At 72.7% G+C, this 15,593-nt stretch carries 15 protein-coding genes; 9 read left to right on the forward strand and 6 right to left on the reverse strand.

Annotated elements, in window-relative coordinates; all coding sequences use genetic code 11:
* The first annotated feature begins 85 nt into the window (after positions 1 to 85).
* Positions 86 to 298 carry a helix-turn-helix domain-containing protein gene (locus tag ACQPY4_RS19425; protein ID WP_018656527.1) on the forward strand — a complete coding sequence of 71 codons (213 nt, stop codon included), beginning with the start codon at positions 86 to 88 and terminating at the stop codon, positions 296 to 298.
* A 176-nt stretch (positions 299 to 474) separates the two neighbouring features.
* Positions 475 to 1,287, forward strand: a complete 813-nt coding sequence (locus ACQPY4_RS19430) for an enoyl-CoA hydratase/isomerase family protein (protein WP_433338316.1) — start codon at positions 475 to 477, stop codon at positions 1,285 to 1,287.
* A gap of 64 nt (positions 1,288 to 1,351) precedes the next feature.
* Here the strand turns inward: ACQPY4_RS19430 and ACQPY4_RS19435 are convergent, their stop codons facing one another.
* A complete protein-coding gene (locus ACQPY4_RS19435; protein ID WP_433338318.1) occupies positions 1,352 to 3,268 on the reverse strand; it encodes a Xaa-Pro dipeptidyl-peptidase in 1,917 nt (638 codons plus the stop codon).
* 250 nt (positions 3,269 to 3,518) lie between these two features.
* Between ACQPY4_RS19435 and ACQPY4_RS19440 the strand changes: the two genes are divergently transcribed.
* The 3 genes from ACQPY4_RS19440 to ACQPY4_RS19450 all read left to right on the forward strand — a co-directional run bounded on the left by ACQPY4_RS19440 (position 3,519) and on the right by ACQPY4_RS19450 (position 6,259).
* Positions 3,519 to 5,441, forward strand: coding sequence for an ABC transporter ATP-binding protein (locus ACQPY4_RS19440; RefSeq protein WP_433338958.1), 1,923 nt, complete (start codon positions 3,519 to 3,521; stop codon positions 5,439 to 5,441).
* A gap of 90 nt (positions 5,442 to 5,531) precedes the next feature.
* On the forward strand, positions 5,532 to 6,005 hold the full coding sequence (locus tag ACQPY4_RS19445) for a hypothetical protein (protein ID WP_433338320.1): 474 nt from the start codon (positions 5,532 to 5,534) through the stop codon (positions 6,003 to 6,005).
* Positions 6,006 to 6,106: 101 nt separating this feature from the next.
* Positions 6,107 to 6,259: a hypothetical protein gene (locus tag ACQPY4_RS19450; RefSeq protein ID WP_433338322.1), complete on the forward strand. Its 153-nt coding sequence runs from the start codon at positions 6,107 to 6,109 to the stop codon at positions 6,257 to 6,259.
* Here the strand turns inward: ACQPY4_RS19450 and ACQPY4_RS19455 are convergent.
* Positions 6,243 to 7,190: a sulfotransferase family protein gene (locus tag ACQPY4_RS19455; protein WP_433338324.1), complete on the reverse strand. Its 948-nt coding sequence runs from the start codon at positions 7,188 to 7,190 to the stop codon at positions 6,243 to 6,245. The two genes, ACQPY4_RS19450 and ACQPY4_RS19455, sit on opposite strands and share 17 nt — an antisense overlap.
* Positions 7,191 to 7,300: 110 nt before the next feature.
* Between ACQPY4_RS19455 and ACQPY4_RS19460 the strand changes: the two genes are divergently transcribed.
* The 3 genes from ACQPY4_RS19460 (at position 7,301) to ACQPY4_RS19470 (ending at position 10,057) form a co-directional block, all read left to right on the forward strand.
* Entirely contained in the window at positions 7,301 to 8,065 is a 765-nt protein-coding gene (locus tag ACQPY4_RS19460; RefSeq protein WP_433338326.1) for an SIR2 family NAD-dependent protein deacylase, read from the forward strand.
* 91 nt (positions 8,066 to 8,156) lie between these two features.
* Positions 8,157 to 9,170 carry a S66 peptidase family protein gene (locus tag ACQPY4_RS19465; protein ID WP_433338328.1) on the forward strand — a complete coding sequence of 338 codons (1,014 nt, stop codon included), beginning with the start codon at positions 8,157 to 8,159 and terminating at the stop codon, positions 9,168 to 9,170.
* Complete coding sequence (locus ACQPY4_RS19470; protein WP_433338330.1) at positions 9,167 to 10,057, forward strand: hypothetical protein; 891 nt, start codon at positions 9,167 to 9,169, stop codon at positions 10,055 to 10,057. The genes ACQPY4_RS19465 and ACQPY4_RS19470 overlap by 4 nt, the downstream gene beginning before the upstream one ends.
* Before the next feature lie 93 nt (positions 10,058 to 10,150).
* Here ACQPY4_RS19470 and ACQPY4_RS19475 read toward each other — a convergent pair whose 3' ends face one another.
* Positions 10,151 to 10,783, reverse strand: coding sequence for a YczE/YyaS/YitT family protein (locus ACQPY4_RS19475; RefSeq protein ID WP_433338332.1), 633 nt, complete (start codon positions 10,781 to 10,783; stop codon positions 10,151 to 10,153).
* Positions 10,784 to 10,878: 95 nt separating this feature from the next.
* Between ACQPY4_RS19475 and ACQPY4_RS19480 the strand changes: the two genes are divergently transcribed.
* Positions 10,879 to 12,327, forward strand: a complete 1,449-nt coding sequence (locus ACQPY4_RS19480) for a PLP-dependent aminotransferase family protein (protein ID WP_433338334.1) — start codon at positions 10,879 to 10,881, stop codon at positions 12,325 to 12,327.
* A 17-nt stretch (positions 12,328 to 12,344) separates the two neighbouring features.
* Here the strand turns inward: ACQPY4_RS19480 and ACQPY4_RS19485 are convergent, their stop codons facing one another.
* The 3 genes from ACQPY4_RS19485 to ACQPY4_RS19495 all read right to left on the reverse strand — a co-directional run bounded on the left by ACQPY4_RS19485 (position 12,345) and on the right by ACQPY4_RS19495 (position 15,540).
* Complete coding sequence (locus ACQPY4_RS19485) at positions 12,345 to 12,779, reverse strand: CBS domain-containing protein (RefSeq protein ID WP_433338336.1); 435 nt, start codon at positions 12,777 to 12,779, stop codon at positions 12,345 to 12,347.
* 155 nt (positions 12,780 to 12,934) lie between these two features.
* The gene (locus ACQPY4_RS19490) at positions 12,935 to 14,698 is read right to left on the reverse strand and encodes an SDR family oxidoreductase (RefSeq protein WP_433338338.1); all 1,764 of its coding nucleotides are present in this window, start codon (positions 14,696 to 14,698) and stop codon (positions 12,935 to 12,937) included.
* Positions 14,695 to 15,540: a M24 family metallopeptidase gene (locus ACQPY4_RS19495; RefSeq protein ID WP_433338340.1), complete on the reverse strand. Its 846-nt coding sequence runs from the start codon at positions 15,538 to 15,540 to the stop codon at positions 14,695 to 14,697. Before ACQPY4_RS19495 ends, ACQPY4_RS19490 begins: the two co-directional genes overlap by 4 nt.
* Between the last annotated feature and the right edge of the window lie 53 nt (positions 15,541 to 15,593).

A 15,593-nucleotide genomic window follows, 5' to 3' on the forward strand; every position in this document is an offset into this window, starting at 1 on the left:
GCGGAGTGGGTAGCCGAACGCGCGGGAATGACTGATCATGGCGGGGGATAACGCAGCGGTCACCACATCACTACGGGAGGTACTCGTGGCCGAGACCCTTAAGAAGGGCACCCGCGTGACCGGTGCCGAGCGCGACAAGCTGGCGACGGAACTCAAGAAGAGGTACGACTCCGGCGAGAGCATCCGCGCCCTGGCAGCCGCCACCGGCCGCTCCTATGGGTTCATCCATCGGATCCTGACCGAATCCGGTGTCAACCTGCGTGGTCGCGGCGGCGCGACCCGCGGCAAGAAGTCCTGATCGGCGCCGCCGCCCCGGCACCGATCTGGCACTGACCCCCGGATGAGCGCACCGCCCGATCCGCCGCCGCGACCGACCGAGTAGCATTCGGTCGCGGCGGCGGAGAAGGCGGGGGGAACGCGCTCTGTGCTTTCGCGCGCCGCCCACCTGTGAGAACACTGCGGAAGGGGAGCGCGATGGCGGACGTCACGACCGAGGGGACGCGTCCGGATGCGGCCATGCCGTCACCGGAACGGCTGGCCGAGGCGGGGCTTCGGTTCGAGGTCGACGGGCCGGTCGCCACGCTCACCCTGAACCGGCCCGAGCGCCGCAACGCCCTGACCTTCACCACCTGGCACACCATGGCGGCGGTGGGCGACGCCCTGCCACCGCAGGTGCGGGTGGTCGTCGTCCGCGGCGAGGGCCCCTCGTTCTGCGCCGGGATCGACCTGGCCATGTTCACCGGCCAGGGCGGCGGCTTCCCCGACGGCGCCGACCCCGAGGCCACCGACACCTTCATCGCGGGCCTCCAGGCGGGCTACCTGTGGCTGCGCCGCCCCGACATCGTCTCGATCGCCGCCGTGCACGGCCACGCCATCGGCGGCGGCTTCCAGCTGGCCCTGTCCTGCGACCTGCGCGTCGTCGCCGACGACGCCAAGTTCTGCATGAAGGAGCCCGCGCTCGGCATCGTCCCCGACCTCACCGGCACCAAGCCGCTGGTCGAGATCGTCGGCGTCGCCAAGGCCCTGCACCTGTGCCTGACAACCCGCACCGTCCTCGCCGACGAGGCCGAGCGCCTCGGCCTGGCCGAGGTTCTGGTCGCCCGCGACGGCCTCGACGCCGCCGTCGCCGACCTGACCACCGCCCTGCTGGCCGTCGATCACCACACGGCGACCGCCACCAAGCGCCTCCTGCACCAGGCCGCCGAGAACACCCTCGCCCAGCAGGCCGCCGCCGAACGCCACGAGCAGCGAGCCCTGCTCCGCCGCCTCTCCGAACTCACCCCCTGATAACACCTGCTTGTATTGGGAAGGGCCCGGCCGCTCGGCGGCCGGGCCCTTCACTTGCCGGGGGTTACTTGAGGGCTTCTCGGCCGCCTCGGGCCAGCGGCAGGATGACCTTGCTGGTGCCGGGGTCCAGGACGAGCTTGGTCCCGGCCGGGTAGCGGAGCGTGTAGTCGTAGTCGGTGGACAGGACGATCACGCCCAGCCGGTGGCCGGGCTTGACGACGTAGTCGGTGGGCTCGAAGTCCCAGCGGAAGTCGTACTTCTTGCCGGGCTCGATCGGGTCGGTGCGCGAGGGGCTCTTGCGGTTGCGGGCGTCGAGCCAGCCACGAGTGATGATCTTGTAGGGGGCCGTCGCGGTGCGGTGGGCCTGGCGGGTGGTGCAGCCCTCGTCACCGGGGACGCTCTCGCCGTAGCAGACCTTCACGCCGGTGTCGACGCGGGCGCCGGTGGGACGGGTGTCGGTGCCGTAGTCGACCAGAAGGGCCGTGAGGTAGGGCGAGCGGCCGTTGAGCGAGGCGCGCAGGTCGGCCCGGGGGATGCCGTTCACCCGGACGGGCTTGGTGAGCGGCTGGGTGAGGTAGGCCAGCCGGTTGGGGTCGGCCGTGTTCTCGTTGACCAGCAGCTGCTCGGCGGTGCGGGTGCGGCCCGCGTCGATCAGGGACTGCTCGGCGCCCTTGGCGGGACGCAGTTCCAGCTCGCCGGGCTGGCCGTCCGGGCCCGCGTTCAGGCTGAGCGGCACGTCACGGGTGCCGGGGACGGGCCAGTCCTTGGCCGTCTCCCACTGGCCGGGGGCGCGCTCGATGTCGACGCGGGGCTCGTTCTCGATGCCGTTCTTGATGTTGTAGAGGTAGCGGTCGAACCAGTGGTGCGTCTGGCGGAGCCACTCCTCCAGGCGCCAGCGGAACGGCGTGGCGTGCGAGGCCTGGTGCAGCCAGAGCTTGCGCGGCACCCCGCTCTGCTTGAGGGCGTTCCACCACTGGACGGAGTTCTTGACCTTGACGTTCCAGTCGTTGAGGCCGTGGATGACCATCACGGCGGCCTTGACCTTGCGGGCCTGGCCGACGTAGTCGCGCTGGGCCCAGACGTCGCTGTAGTCGCCGGTGACTCGGTCCTGGGACTGGGTGATCTCGTCGATGACCTTCTGGCAGACCTCGGGGTTCTTGCGGGTCAGGACGACCTTGGCCAGGATGTCGAGGTCCTCGCCCTGGAAGCCGCCGGGGGCCAGGACGCCGCCGTTGGCGCGGTAGTAGTCGTACCAGCTGGAGATGGCCGCGACCGGGACGATGGCCTTGAGCCCCGGCACGCCGGTGGCGGCGGCCATGTTGGGCAGCGTGCCGTTGTAGGACTGGCCGATCATGCCGACGTTCCCGCTCGACCAGCTCGACTTCACTTCCTTGCCGTCGGGCGCGAAGCCCTTGGCCTTGCCGGTCAGCCAGTCGGTGGCGGCGCGGGCCCCGGCCTGCTCGGCGCGGTCGCCGGAGGTGGGGCAGCCGGTCGAGCCGCCGGAGCCGATGCTGTCGAGGTGCGCGACGGCGTAGCCGCGCGGGATGTAGTAATTGTCGAGGTACCCGGGGAAGACCTCGGCGAGGTTCCGCTGGACGGCGCTCCTGGAGCGCGCGCTCGCGGCGTCGATGTCGACGGGGTACATGGGGATGTCGTGCGTCCCGGCCCAGTAGGGGCTGGCCTCGACGATCGTGGGCACCTTGAGGCCCGCGGTGTCGGTCTCCTTGGGGCGGATGATCCGCATCTGGACGCGGTCGCGCTCGCCGTCGCGGTCGCTGTCGACCGTGGTCTCGATGCTGACGACCTGGCTCACGGCGTCGGCACGGGAATAGGTCGGCTTGGTCTCGCCGTCCGCGATCTTGACCGTGGAGGGCGCCGCCCGGGTGGGGGCGGTGGCCCCCGCCGGGAGGACGGACGTCGCGAGCAGCGCGGCGGTGAGGGTGATCACGCCGGCGCCGCCGCGGAGGAGGGCTTGTGTCACGGAGGGCTCCTGGGGTTTTCCGAGCCTGAGGTTGGTGATCAGTTTTCTTACTACCGGGACGCGTCCACGTCCACGAGATCCCCCGATATTGGCCGACACTGGTACAAAACCTTCATCAAGCGGCGTTACGCCAGGAGCGGAGCCGGGAAGCGGCGCGGCCCCCCGGGTTGTTGGGATGATTACTTGATTACCCATTGGTCGTGCGATTGATCGCTCGTGAGCCTGGACCCCTCGGAGGCGCGTTGTGACGATGCCGGGAATGTCGGGCAACGGCTGGCAGGTGATGAACTCGTTCCGCCGGGACGGTTCGGTCACCCAGCAGAAGCTCAAGCCCGGCACGGTGAAGCGGATCGCGGGCTACGCCCGCCCCTACGTCCGCGAGCTGGTGCTCTTTCTCGCCCTGAACTCGCTGGCCGCCGTGATCGTGGTGGCCAACCCCCTGCTGCTCAAGGCCATCATCGACCGGGGCGTCGTGCCCGGCCGCGAGGACCTGGTGATCTGGCTGGCGGTCGCGGTCGCCGGGCTGGCGTTCGTCGAGGCCGCCCTCGGCCTGGTCCAGCGGTGGTACTCCTCCCGTATCGGGGAGGGCCTGATCTACGACCTGCGGACGCAGGTGTTCGGCCACGTCCAGCGGCAGCCGGTGGCGTTCTTCATGCGCGCCCAGACCGGGTCGCTGGTCAGCCGCCTCAACAACGACGTGATCGGCGCGCAGCGCGCCCTGACCACCACGCTGTCGTCGGTCGTCTCCAACGTGATCGGCCTGGTGCTGGTGCTGCTCACCATGCTCTGGCTGTCGTGGCAGGTCACGCTGATCGCGCTGCTGCTCCTGCCGGTGTTCATCTTCCCGGCCAAGTGGGTCGGCAAGCGGCTGTCGTCGATCAGCCGCGAGCAGATGCAGCTCGACGCCGAGATGAGCTCGCTGATGACCGAGCGGTTCAACGTGGCGGGCGCCATGCTGGCCAAGCTGTACGGGCGCCCGGTCGAGGAGGAGGAGAACTTCGCGGCGCGGGCGGCCCGCGTCCGTGACATCGGGGTCATCGCGGCCATGTACGGGCGCGTCTTCTTCACCGCCCTGACCCTGGTGGCCGCGCTGGCCACCGCGATGGTCTACGGCGTGGGCGGCGTCCTGGTCGTCGACGGCGGGTTCCAGCTCGGCACGCTGGTGGCCCTGGCCGCCCTGCTGAGCCGCATGTACGGCCCGCTGACGGCGCTGTCGAACGTCCACGTGGACGTGATGACCGCGCTGGTGAGCTTCGACCGGGTGTTCGAGGTCCTGGACCTCAAGCCGCTGATCTCCGACGGCAAGGACGCCCGGCCGCTGGGGGAGGGGCACGCGGGCGAGAACGGCGCCGCCCCCGCGATCGAGTTCGACGGGGTCGCGTTCTCCTATCCCTCGGCCGAGGAGGTCTCGCTGGCCTCGCTGGAGTCGATCGCCCGGGCCGACAGCGCGCCGGGACGGCAGGTCCTGCACGAGGTCTCCTTCACCGCCGCGCCGGGCCAGCTGGTCGCGCTGGTCGGGCCCTCCGGGGCCGGCAAGTCGACGATCACCCATCTGGTCTCGCGGCTCTACGACGTGAACGAGGGAGCCGTGCGCGTCGGCGGGCAGGACGTCCGCGACGTCACCCTCGACTCGCTGCGCGCCAGGATCGGTGTGGTGAGCCAGGACGCGCACCTGTTCCACGACTCGATCCGCGAGAACCTGCGCTACGCCCGGCCGGAGGCCACCGACGAGGAGATCTTCGCCGCGCTGGAGGCCGCCCAGATCGGCGCGGTCGTGGGGTCCATGCCCGACGGCCTGGACACCATCGTCGGCGACCGGGGCTACCGCCTGTCGGGCGGCGAGAAGCAGCGGCTGGCCATCGCGCGGCTGCTGCTGAAGGCCCCGTCGATCGTCGTCCTGGACGAGGCCACCGCGCATCTGGACTCCGAGTCCGAGGCCGCCGTCCAGCGGGCGCTGCGCACCGCACTGGCCGGGCGGACCTCGCTGGTGATCGCCCACCGGCTGTCCACGATCCGCGAGGCCGACCAGATCCTGGTGATCGACGGCGGGCGGGTCGCCGAGCGCGGACGCCACGAGGAACTGCTGCTGGCGGGCGGCCTTTACGCCGAGCTGTACCGCACCCAGTTCGCCCACCAGAACGACCGGGCGGGGGAGCCCATCACGGCGGAGTAACGATCCGATCGCACCGGGTGATAGTCGGCCGCGCCGATGATGATCCTGGAGCGGCCGGGGTAGTTATCCCCCTGATCAGGGGGTGATCGAATGCACGGAAGGCTTCGCGGGGCGGGCGCCGCGCTCGCGTTCGTCCTGGCGGCGGGGACGCTGGGGTCCTGCGGCGGCGAGAGCGCCGACGTCCGGGCGGTGGCGGGCGGGACCCGGGCGCCCGAGAAGGCGTTCGCGGTGGTCAAGCCCGGCGCGAACCCCTCGGAGGTCGTGCTCGCGCGGGCGGTCCGGCAGCAGCCGGGCGGCCCCGAGACGCTCGTCCCCGCCCGGCTCCAGCGCGAGACCCGGGCGCCCCTGGCCCCGGGCGCGGTGATCAATGTCACAGCCCCGATCCACCTCGGCGAGCTCGGCGACTGGCTCAAGGGCGTCCCGGTCTCGCCCGCCGAGTTCGCCCGGCTCTCGCGCGAGGCCGACCGCAGGCTCGCGCCGATGCCCGGCCGCGCCCGCATGTTCGACGTCTGGCTGGACGAGCGGGGCCGCGTCACGCGGATGCACCAGATCTTCAGTCCGTGAGGCCGAACCGGCAACCCGGCGGCCACCTCTCGGCGTCAGAGTGAGGGAGAACGTCACCCGCAGCGTCACCGCTGTGTTCCCCGAAGAGGTGGGAGGATCACGTGCGCAGGATGGTCAGGCCCGCACGAGTGGTCAGAAGCGGAACGGGCCGCTTCACCGTCATGGTCGTTGGGCTCGGGGCGGCGGGCGTGGCGATCGGCTGGCTCGGGCCGGACGTCGCGGCGTCCTCGTCCGAGCTCATCCGCCGTCGCTGAGCCGGTACCCCAGCCGCCGGAGCTCGGTTCCGGCGACCTTCTCCACCTGGAGCAGCTGCCGGGGCGTGAGCCGCGTGCGCGCGGCGGTGCCGGGGCGCTCCTCGCCCTGGCCCGGCCCGGACGCGCCCGCCTCGGTGAGGGCCACCTTCGAGACCGTTGAGCCCAGGTACCCCGAGATGTCCCGGGCGACCCGTCCGGGACGCCGGACCATGTCCTCGTACCGCACGGTGAGCAGCTGGTCTTCGGGCGTCTGCGCGCGGAGCCTGGCGCTGAGCCGCACCGACCCCCGCCAGCGCAGCGCGCACTTGACCGCCGTCGCCGCCCGGGGCCACCGGTCGCGCTCGGCCGGGTCCTCCACCCCCAGGAACGGGTTCGGGAACACCGTGTCGAGGTTGGTCAGGCCGGGCTTGAACCACGCCAGGCAGCGGTCGTCGCGGAGCATGTCGGCCACCACGTCCCGGCCGTCCCTGATCACCTGGAGCAGCTGGGCGTCGGGAAAGGCGTCCAAGATGACGTCGGCGCTGTAGATCAGGTCGGGGGAGGCGTCGGCGTACCGGTACACGCCCCGGGGCTCGGCGCAGGGCCCCGAGCCCTCCGGATCGTCCGGATCGGGGACGGGACGCAGCCCCGCCGCCGTCCGGCACTCGGCCGGGCACTCGGCGCATCCGCGCGCCGAGACCTGCCACGCCTCGGCGTAGGCGTCGCGCAGCACGCGGGTCGCGCCCAGGCCCCGCTCGCTGAGCGCGGGCCTGCGGGCGAAGGCGTAGGTGACCCTGAGCACGCCGGGCCGCCCGGTGGTCAGGTGGAAACCGGCGGAGCGCTTGATGGCGCGCGCCAGCCGGTCCGCTCCGGAGTGGGGGGATCCCAGGATGAACACCGGACGTCGGACCTTGGTGCCATTGATCACCAGGATGTGCGGCGTCGTCCTCATACGACCGCCAAGTCTCTCACTTCCGCGCGAGTGGGGCGTCCCGTGACGCTCCGCGTGGCCTCCCAGGATATTCGGATCGGAACGGGCTTTCCGGGCCTTAACCTGGAGGCATGGACGCTGCCTCCCCGACGCTCGCGGAATGGCTGCCGCGCGCCCGCTCGATCACGGTGCTCACCGGCGCCGGGGTCAGCACCGACAGCGGCATCCCCGACTTCCGCGGACCCCAGGGCGTCTGGACCAAAGACCCGGCCGCCGCGGCGACCGCCACCATCGGGGCCTACCTGGGCGACGCCGAGGTGCGCCGCCGCGCCTGGCGCTCGCGCCGCGACCACCCGGCCTGGGACGCCGAGCCGAACACCGCCCACGCCGCCCTGGTGGAGCTGGAGAAGGCCGGGCGGCTGCGCGCCCTGGTCACCCAGAACATCGACGGCCTGCACCAGCGGGCCGGGTCCGGCGCCGTGATCGAGATCCACGGGACCATGCGCGAGGCCGAGTGCCTGGCCTGCGGGCTGCGCACCCCGATGCCCGAGGTCCTGGCCCGCGTGGACGCGGGCGAGGACGACCCGCCGTGCCCCGAATGCGGCGGCATTCAGAAGTCCGCGACGATCTCTTTCGGGCAGGCCCTCAAGGAGGACGTGCTCGACGCGGCCGTCGACGCGGCCCGCTCGTGCGATCTCTTCCTCGCCGCCGGGACCTCGCTCACCGTCCAGCCCGCCGCGGGCCTATGCCTGGAGGCCGTCGAGCACGGCGCCCGGCTGGTGATCATGAATGCCCAGCCCACGCCCTACGACGAGCTGGCCGACGCGGTCCTGCGCGAGCCGATCGGGCGGACGCTGCCCCGGCTGGTGGACCTGGCGCTCGGAACCGCCCGGTGATCCGTTGGCGGGTCGTGACCGGCCGCCCCTTCCGCTGGCGGCCGGTACCTGCGAAGCTCTATCCGTCGCGGAGCGAGGAGGGGTCGGCTTGGTGAGCGGGGTCGCCCGCGCGGGGGCGGAAGTCGGCCGTCCGCGCACGCCCTCGCCCCTCCCGGTCCGGTTCACCCGGCTCAGGCGCGGCGACCGGGTCGCGGTGGTGTCGCCGAGCGGCGTGGTCGATCCCGGCCGCGTCGAGGCCGGCTGCGCCGCGCTGCGCGAGCTCGGGCTCGACGTCGTGGTCGGCAAGCACGCCCTCGACCGCGCCGGGCTGGCCGGAGGGACGCCGCGCGAGGGCTGGTACCGGCTCGCGGGCACCGACGCCGACCGGGCCGCCGACCTCCAGCACGCCTGGTGCGATCCGTCCGTGCGGGCGGTGATCTGCGCCCGCGGCGGCTACGGCGCCACCCGCGTCCTGCCCCTGCTCGACTGGGACGCCCTGGCGGCCGCCGGGCCCAAGCTCCTGCACGGCTTCAGCGACGTCACGGCCCTGCACCTGGCCTTCGGGCGGCGCCTGGGCGTGACCACCACGTTCGGGCCCATGCTCGGCGCGCTCGGCGGCGCCGCCGAGTACTCCGCCGACGACCGGGCGCTGGCCCTGGCGGGCCTGCGCTCCGTGCTGTTCGGCACGGCGGAGCGGCTGGTGATCACCGGCGACCGCGCGCTGCGTCCCGGGCGGGCCGAGGGCCCGCTGACCGGCGGGACGCTGGCGCTGATCGCCGCGATGCTCGGCACGCCCGACGCCCCGCTCCCGGCCGAGGGCCGCGTGGTCTTCCTGGAGGACATCGGCGAGGAGCCCTACCGCGTCGACCGGATGCTCACCCAGCTTCTCCAGGCCGGATGGTTCGACGGGGCGGCGGGCATCGTCCTGGGCTCCTGGACGGACTGCGGCGACCCGGCCGAGCTCGACACGGTGTTCGAGGCCAGGCTCGGCTCCCTCGGGGTCCCGATCCTGGCCGGTCTGGCCGCCGGTCACGGCCCGCGCCAGCACACGCTCGAAATGGGCGCCCCGGTCCGGCTCGACGCCGCCGCGCGGACCCTGGAACCCGCTCCGGGAGGTGCGCGATGAGCGGCCGCCACGCCCGGCCCGATCCCTGGGCCGACGGCACCCTCGACTCGCTGGTCGTGCTGGTCGGCGAGAGCCTCGGCTACGCCTGCCGGACCGTGCCAGGCGACATCATCCTGCTCGAAGGCATCTGCACGCTGCCCGTCGACATGCGGCTGCTGCGCCAGCTGGCCCGGCGGCTGCCCCGCGACGACTGGCCCGCGCTGGTGTCCGACCACGTCACCACGGTCGTGGGCGCCATAGAGGAGCCGCTCGACCTCAGCGACTTCGACCTCACCCAGCACCTGCTGCGCACCCGCATCTACCCGGCCGAGAACGACAACGGGGTGATGGCCGCGCGCCCTTTCGCACCCGGCCTCATCGAGGCGGTGGTCGTCGACACGCCGACCGCCGTCCGCACCGTCACGGTCGAGGAGATGAACGGCTGGCCGGTCTCGGGCGACTCGCTGTTCATGCTGGGCCGCGCGAACGTGCGCGCCGACGGAGCGCTCCAGCACGACGAGCAGGACCTGCGCGGCGTCCGGGTGTCGGTCCTGCACGGCTGGACGTTCTACGCCGTCACCCATCTGGCCTGGCTTGAGGAGTACCTCCAGATCGGCCCGCACGGGGCGCTGGTGGTCGCCCCCAACCGCGGGCTGATCGTCGTCCACGTCCTGCGGCCCCACGAGGGCGGGCCCCGCGCCCGTTACCGCGCGGCGGCGGCCGCCGTCCGCGAGCTGGAGGCCCAGGCCCTGCGCGCCTACGAGGAGGGCCCCGGCTCCCTGAGCCCCCACCTGTACTGGTGGCGGGCCGGTGAGCTGTCCCTGCTGGAGAGCCGCTACGAGGACGACACCATCGTGCTCCCCGGCGACTTCACCTCGGTCCTCACCACCCTGCCCGCCGAGCCCTGAGAGGGCCGCTGAGCGCGGAACGCGGTGCGCGGGGCCCCACACCGGGCCCACCGCGCACCGCGTTCGCTCTCGTCCCGCCCGTCGCGCCGGAGGTCAGGCTCGGGCGGGTTCGGGAACGGTCCGGTCGCCGTCGCAGGGGTCGCCCTCGGGGCGCGGGTCCTTGATCGTCAGGGCGGGGATGAGGATGTGCGAGAGTGGGCCGATCGCGACCGCGTACAGGAGCGTTCCGATCCCGACCGTGCCGCCGAGCAGCCAGCCGATCACCAGCACGCCGAGCTCGATACCGGTCCTGACCACGCGGATCGAGTGGCCGCGCGCCGCCAGGCCCGTCATCAGGCCGTCCCTGGGGCCGGGCCCCAGACCCGCGCCGATGTAGCAGCCGGTGGCGAATCCGCCCACCAGGATGGCGGTGATGAGGTACGTCCAGCGCAGGGCCAGGCCCTCGGGGTCGGGCAGCAGCCACAGGAACAGGTCGGCGAAGACGCCGACCATGATCACATTGCTGACGGTGCCGATGCCGGGGCGCTGGCGCAGCGGGATCCAGGCCAGCATGACCGCGGCGCCCACGATGATGAGCCAGGCGCCGATCGACAGCCCGAACCTGCGCGACAGGCCCTGGTGGAAGACGTCCCACGGGTCGTTGCCCAGCACCGAGTCCACCTGGAGCGCGATGCCCAGGCCGTACAGAGCCAATCCGACGTAGAGCTGCACCAGTCGGCGCGCCATCAAGGCCATTTTCCCTCATTTCACAAGAGTGTCCCAGTTCATCCTGGGGAGCAGTGGCCTGGTGGCGAAAGAGCCAATATGCGAAAGTGGTCTGCATGAGTGTGCGTCATGTGAGCGGTCAGCAGTTGGCCCGGCTGATGGGCGAGGTCCGGCACGAACGCCCCTACTACGCGGCCCTGGCCCGGGAGGTGCGCGGGCTCGTCCTGGACGGGCGCCTGCCGCTGCGCACCCGCCTGCCCGCCGAGCGCGACCTGGCCGCCGCGCTGAAGGTGAGCCGCACCACGGTCACCGCGGCCTACGACCGGCTCAGGACCGAGGGCTACATCGCCAGCAGGCAGGGCGCGGGAAGCTGGACCGCGCTGCCCCAGCGGTCGGCGCTGGCGCCCGCGTCGGCGCGGCACGGCATGGTCCCGCCCGAGCAGGACGACGGCGGGATCATCGACCTCGGCTGCGCCACCCCCGGAGCCCCGGAGATCTTCGACCAGGCGGTGGCGGCGGCCGTGGCCGAGCTGCCCCGGCACAGCTCGGGCCCCGGGTACGCGCCCGCCGGGCTCGCGGAGCTACGCGAGATGGTGGCGGCCGGATACGAGGCGCGCGGCGTCCCGACCGGGCCCGAGCAGATCGTGATCACCACGGGCGCCCAGCACGCGTTCGCGCTGCTCACCGAGGTCCTGGTGGAGCCGGGCGCGCCGGTGCTGGTCGAGCGGCCCACCTACCCGCACGCCCTGGGCGCGCTGCGCAGGCGCGGCGCCCGTCTGGTGCCGGTCGGCGTCAACGAGGGCTGGGACGCCGAGCTCGTCGCGGGCAGCATGCGGCAGGCGGCGGTGCGGATGGCCTACCTGGTCCCCGACTTCCACAACCCGACGGGGCATCTCATGGACGCCGCGACGCGCGAGGCGCTGGTGGCCGCCGCCCGCCGCGCCGACGCGTTCGTCGTGGCCGACGAGACCTTCGCCGAGCTCGCCCACGACCTCACGGTCCCGCGCGTGCCGCCGATGGCCGCCTTCGACCGCGGCGGCCGGGTCGTCACGATCGGCTCGGCGTCCAAGCTGCTGTGGGGCGGGCTGCGCATCGGCTGGATCCGCACGACGGCCCCGCTGGTGCGCCGCCTGACCACGGCCCGCGAGCCGCTCGACCTGTCCAGCGCCGTGATCGACCAGCTGATCGTCCGGGAGCTGCTGGCGCGGGTCGAGGAGGTGCGCGCCCAGCGCGCCGCCGACCTGCTGGAGAGCCGCGACGCCCTGGCCCGCGCCCTGTCCGAGCGGCTGCCGGGCTGGGAGTTCGGGATGCCCGAGGGCGGCATGTCGCTGTGGGTCAGGCTGGAGGCCCCGGTGGCGACCCCGCTCGCCGAGGCGGCCGCGCGCCAGGGGGTCCGCGTGGTGCCGGGCCCGGTGTTCGGGGTCGACGGCGTGCTGGAGGACTACGTGCGGCTCCCGTATGTGCAGCCGCCCGAGGTGCTGCGCACGGCCGTCGACCGGCTTGCCACGGCCTATGCCGAGGTGGAGGCGGCCCCGATGAGCCGCCCCCTCCCCGCGTACGTCTGATCGCGGGCCCGTCCGGGCTAGGGAGCGCCCTGGATGTAGCCGACGAGGTATTCGCGCTCGCCTTCGAGCTCCTCGATGGCGCTCTTGACGATGTCGCCGATGCTGACGATGCCGACCAGGCGCGCCTCCTCGACCACCGGCAGGTGGCGGATGCGGTGCTCGGTCATGACGCGGCGCAGGCCGTCCACGTCGTCACCCGGCTCGCAGGTGCGCACCTCCAGCGTCATGATCTCGGCGACGCTGCGCCCGAGGAGCTCGGCGCCGTGGTCGTGCAGGCGGCGGACGACGTCGCGCTCGGAGGCGATCCCGGCGATCGTCTCCCCGTCGGCGGAAACGACGACGGCGCCGATGTTGTGCTCGGACAGGACGGACAGGAGCTCTCGAATGGTGGCCTCGGGACGCACGGTGGCCACCGTGCCGCCCTTCCTGCGAAGGATGTCGCGAATCCGCATTTGCTCACACTCCGGTGCCGGTTCGGACCCGGCCTGGCGCTGACCTGACGCCGGGCCTCTTCCTGACAAGGTCGCATGTTAGAGCGGTATTCGGAAGCCCATGGCGGCAAACCGCCGCGCTCCGAGTGCTCACTTCGGCGCGTGATGGGCCCCGGTCAGGTCACCTTCAGCCGGGCCGTCAGCCGCATCAGGCGGGGCGTGAGGCGCGAGTTGAGATAGCTCAGGTGCGCCTCGGGCGTCACCGGCACCAGGGCGCGGTCCTCGCGGACGGCGGCGACGATCCGCTCGGCGACGCCCTCGGGGCCGAAGTTGCGCATTGCGTAGGCGCGGGCGGCGCGCTTCCGGTTCGCCGCCTCGTCCCGGCCCGACATCCCGACGAAGCGGGACGTGCGGGTGATGTTGGTGTTGACGATGCCGGGGCAGATGGCGCTGACGCCGATGCCCTTGCCCGCCAGTTCTGCGCGCAGGCACTCGGAGAGCATCAGCACCGCCGCCTTGCTCGTGGCGTAGGCCGACAGAGAGCGCGAGGGCGTGAACGCGGCCGCCGAGGCGGTGTTGACGATGTGCCCGCCCTGCCCCCGCTCCACCATCTGCGCCGCGAACAGGCGCGACCCATGGATGACCCCCCAGAGGTTGACGTCCAGCACGCGCTGCCAGTCTTGTACCGAGTGGTCGAGGAACGGCCCGGCCATGCCGATCCCGGCGTTGTTGACCACCACATCGGGGACGCCGTGCTCGTGCAGGACGTTCTTGGCGAAGTCCTCCATGGCGGCGGCGTCGGACACGTCGATCCGGTACGGGTGCGCGGACGGGCCGACCAGCCCGGTGAGCACCGCGGTGCGCTCGGCCCGCTCCGGGTCGAGGTCGGCGGCGATCACCTCGGCGCCGCGCTCGGCGAAGGCCAGCGCGGTGGCGCGGCCGATGCCGCTGCCCGCGCCCGTCACCACGACGAGCGACCCCTCAAAAGGGCGGCGGTCGCGGTCCACCCGGGCGCGGCGCAGCTCGCGCGTCTCGGTGGCCGTGAGGGCGCCGCCCTCGACCTGGGTGATGTGCTCGCCGATCCAGCGCGCGACGACGTCGGGGTGGCTGCGCACGACCCAGTGCCCGGCCGGGACCGGGCGCAGCGACAGGTTCGGGACGTGCCCGGCCAGTCCGCGCACCAGGTGCGGCGAGACGAACAGGTCGCGCTCGGGCACGATCACCTGGGTCGGGACGTCGGTCCGCCGCTCTTGGGGACGGCGCAGCCGCTGGAGCATGTTGGCGCGGTAGAGCCCGACACCGGCCGCGCCGTCCTTGGCGAGCGTCCTGGCGGGGTGCCCCTCGCGGGCCGGGACGCCCTCGCCCAGCTCCAGGGCCTTGGTGAACGGGCGGCCCACACCGGCCCGCCAGGCCAGCTCGGGCAGCAGCGGCGTCTGGAAGAGGTAGATGTACCAGGACCGCAGACCCTGCCCGAGACCGCGCCTGATGTTGCCCGGCGAGGGGCGGGACGCGTGGCGCCGGGTCCAGAGCGCCACATGGTCGAGGCAGGGCCCGGACATGGACGTGAACGAGGCGAACCGCTCGGGCATGGTGCACACGGCCTCCCACGACTGGATGGAGCCCCAGTCGTGCCCCACCAGGTGGACCGGGCGGCCGGGGCTGGTGGCGTCCAGGACGGCGCGCAGGTCGGCCATGAGCCGCTCGAAGGCGTAGTGCTCGCGCCCCGCCGGGCGGGAGGAGGCCCCGGCGCCCCGCACGTCGTAGCGGACGACGTGGTGGCGCTCGGCGAGCCGCTCGGCGACCTCGTCCCACACCGCGTGGGTGTCGGGGTAGCCGTGGACGAGCAGCACGGTCGGGCCCGACCGGTCGCCCTGCTCGTAGACGGCCAGGTCGACGCCGTCGCCGCGGACGGTGCCGGTGGTGATGCCGGTGCCGCTCATGCGCCCGCCTTCCGCGCCGCCCAGCGGTGGACATGGGGGAGGTCGTCGTCGAGCCAGTGGGCGTCGTCCTCGGTGACCACCAGGAGCTCCTCGAACTTGACGCCGACGTCGCGGAAGCCGATGTGCGGCTCGACGGCCCACAGGCCCGGTGTCGGCGGGTGCTGGGACTGCTTGGAGCCGTTCCAGAGCGGCGAGCGGCCCTGCATGCGCTCCTTGACCAGCTCGCGGCCGATGGTCTGGAGGAACCGGACGCCGAAGGGGAAGCCGACGCCCTTGGGGAGCGGGCCGCCGATGATGCCGACCTGGTGGCCGATCACGCGCCCGGGGTACTTGCGGTGCCGGTTGTCATAGCCCTGGCGCTCGATGAGCGCGTCGACCTCGGCGTAGATCTCGGCGAACGGGAGCCGCCGCTTGACCAGGTCGAGGATCAGCGTGCGGTACGCGGCCAGGTCGGTGTCGAGCTGCTCCCAGACGCGGTTCTCGCCGAGGACGCCGCCGTAGCCGATGTCGGCGGAGTAGCCCTCCCGGGCGGGCGCCATGTCGAGGATGTAGGGCATCCCCTCCTCCAGGCGCCGGCCGCTCGGCAGGAACTGGACCGGGACCTTGAAACCGCGGAAGGCGGTCCGGTCGCCGAACCAGGCGAAGGGGGTGTGCAGCCAGTCGTCCACGCCGTGGCCGCGCAGCCAGCGGCGCATCGTCCGGCAGACCTCGCGTTCGGTCACGCCCGGTTCGAGCGTGGCGGCGACCTCCTGGGCGCACTGGTAGCACAGGCGCTGAATCTCCCGGAATCGCTCAAGCTCCGCGGCGTTGTCGGTGCGGGCGAGCGCCACATTATTGGACACGATGTTAATTAACCCCCGATTCGCATCCCCGTCAAGTCGTGCCGGAGTGATGG

The organism is Spirillospora sp. CA-294931 (assembly GCF_050946795.1).
Classification (GTDB): domain Bacteria; phylum Actinomycetota; class Actinomycetes; order Streptosporangiales; family Streptosporangiaceae; genus Spirillospora.

Excerpts from the sequence above, each read along its gene's own strand:
- ACQPY4_RS19430 (WP_433338316.1), top strand. The coding sequence starts at position 475 with ATGGCGGACGTCACGACCGAGGGGACGCGTCCGGATGCGGCCATGCCG.
- ACQPY4_RS19440 (WP_433338958.1), top strand. The coding sequence starts at position 3,519 with ATGCCGGGAATGTCGGGCAACGGCTGGCAGGTGATGAACTCGTTCCGC.
- ACQPY4_RS19445 (WP_433338320.1), top strand. The coding sequence starts at position 5,532 with ATGCACGGAAGGCTTCGCGGGGCGGGCGCCGCGCTCGCGTTCGTCCTG.
- ACQPY4_RS19455 (WP_433338324.1), bottom strand. The coding sequence starts at position 7,190 with ATGAGGACGACGCCGCACATCCTGGTGATCAATGGCACCAAGGTCCGA.
- ACQPY4_RS19460 (WP_433338326.1), top strand. The coding sequence starts at position 7,301 with ATGGACGCTGCCTCCCCGACGCTCGCGGAATGGCTGCCGCGCGCCCGC.
- ACQPY4_RS19470 (WP_433338330.1), top strand. The coding sequence starts at position 9,167 with ATGAGCGGCCGCCACGCCCGGCCCGATCCCTGGGCCGACGGCACCCTC.
- ACQPY4_RS19475 (WP_433338332.1), bottom strand. The coding sequence starts at position 10,783 with ATGGCGCGCCGACTGGTGCAGCTCTACGTCGGATTGGCTCTGTACGGC.
- ACQPY4_RS19480 (WP_433338334.1), top strand. The coding sequence starts at position 10,879 with ATGAGTGTGCGTCATGTGAGCGGTCAGCAGTTGGCCCGGCTGATGGGC.
- ACQPY4_RS19485 (WP_433338336.1), bottom strand. The coding sequence starts at position 12,779 with ATGCGGATTCGCGACATCCTTCGCAGGAAGGGCGGCACGGTGGCCACC.
- ACQPY4_RS19490 (WP_433338338.1), bottom strand. The coding sequence starts at position 14,698 with ATGAGCGGCACCGGCATCACCACCGGCACCGTCCGCGGCGACGGCGTC.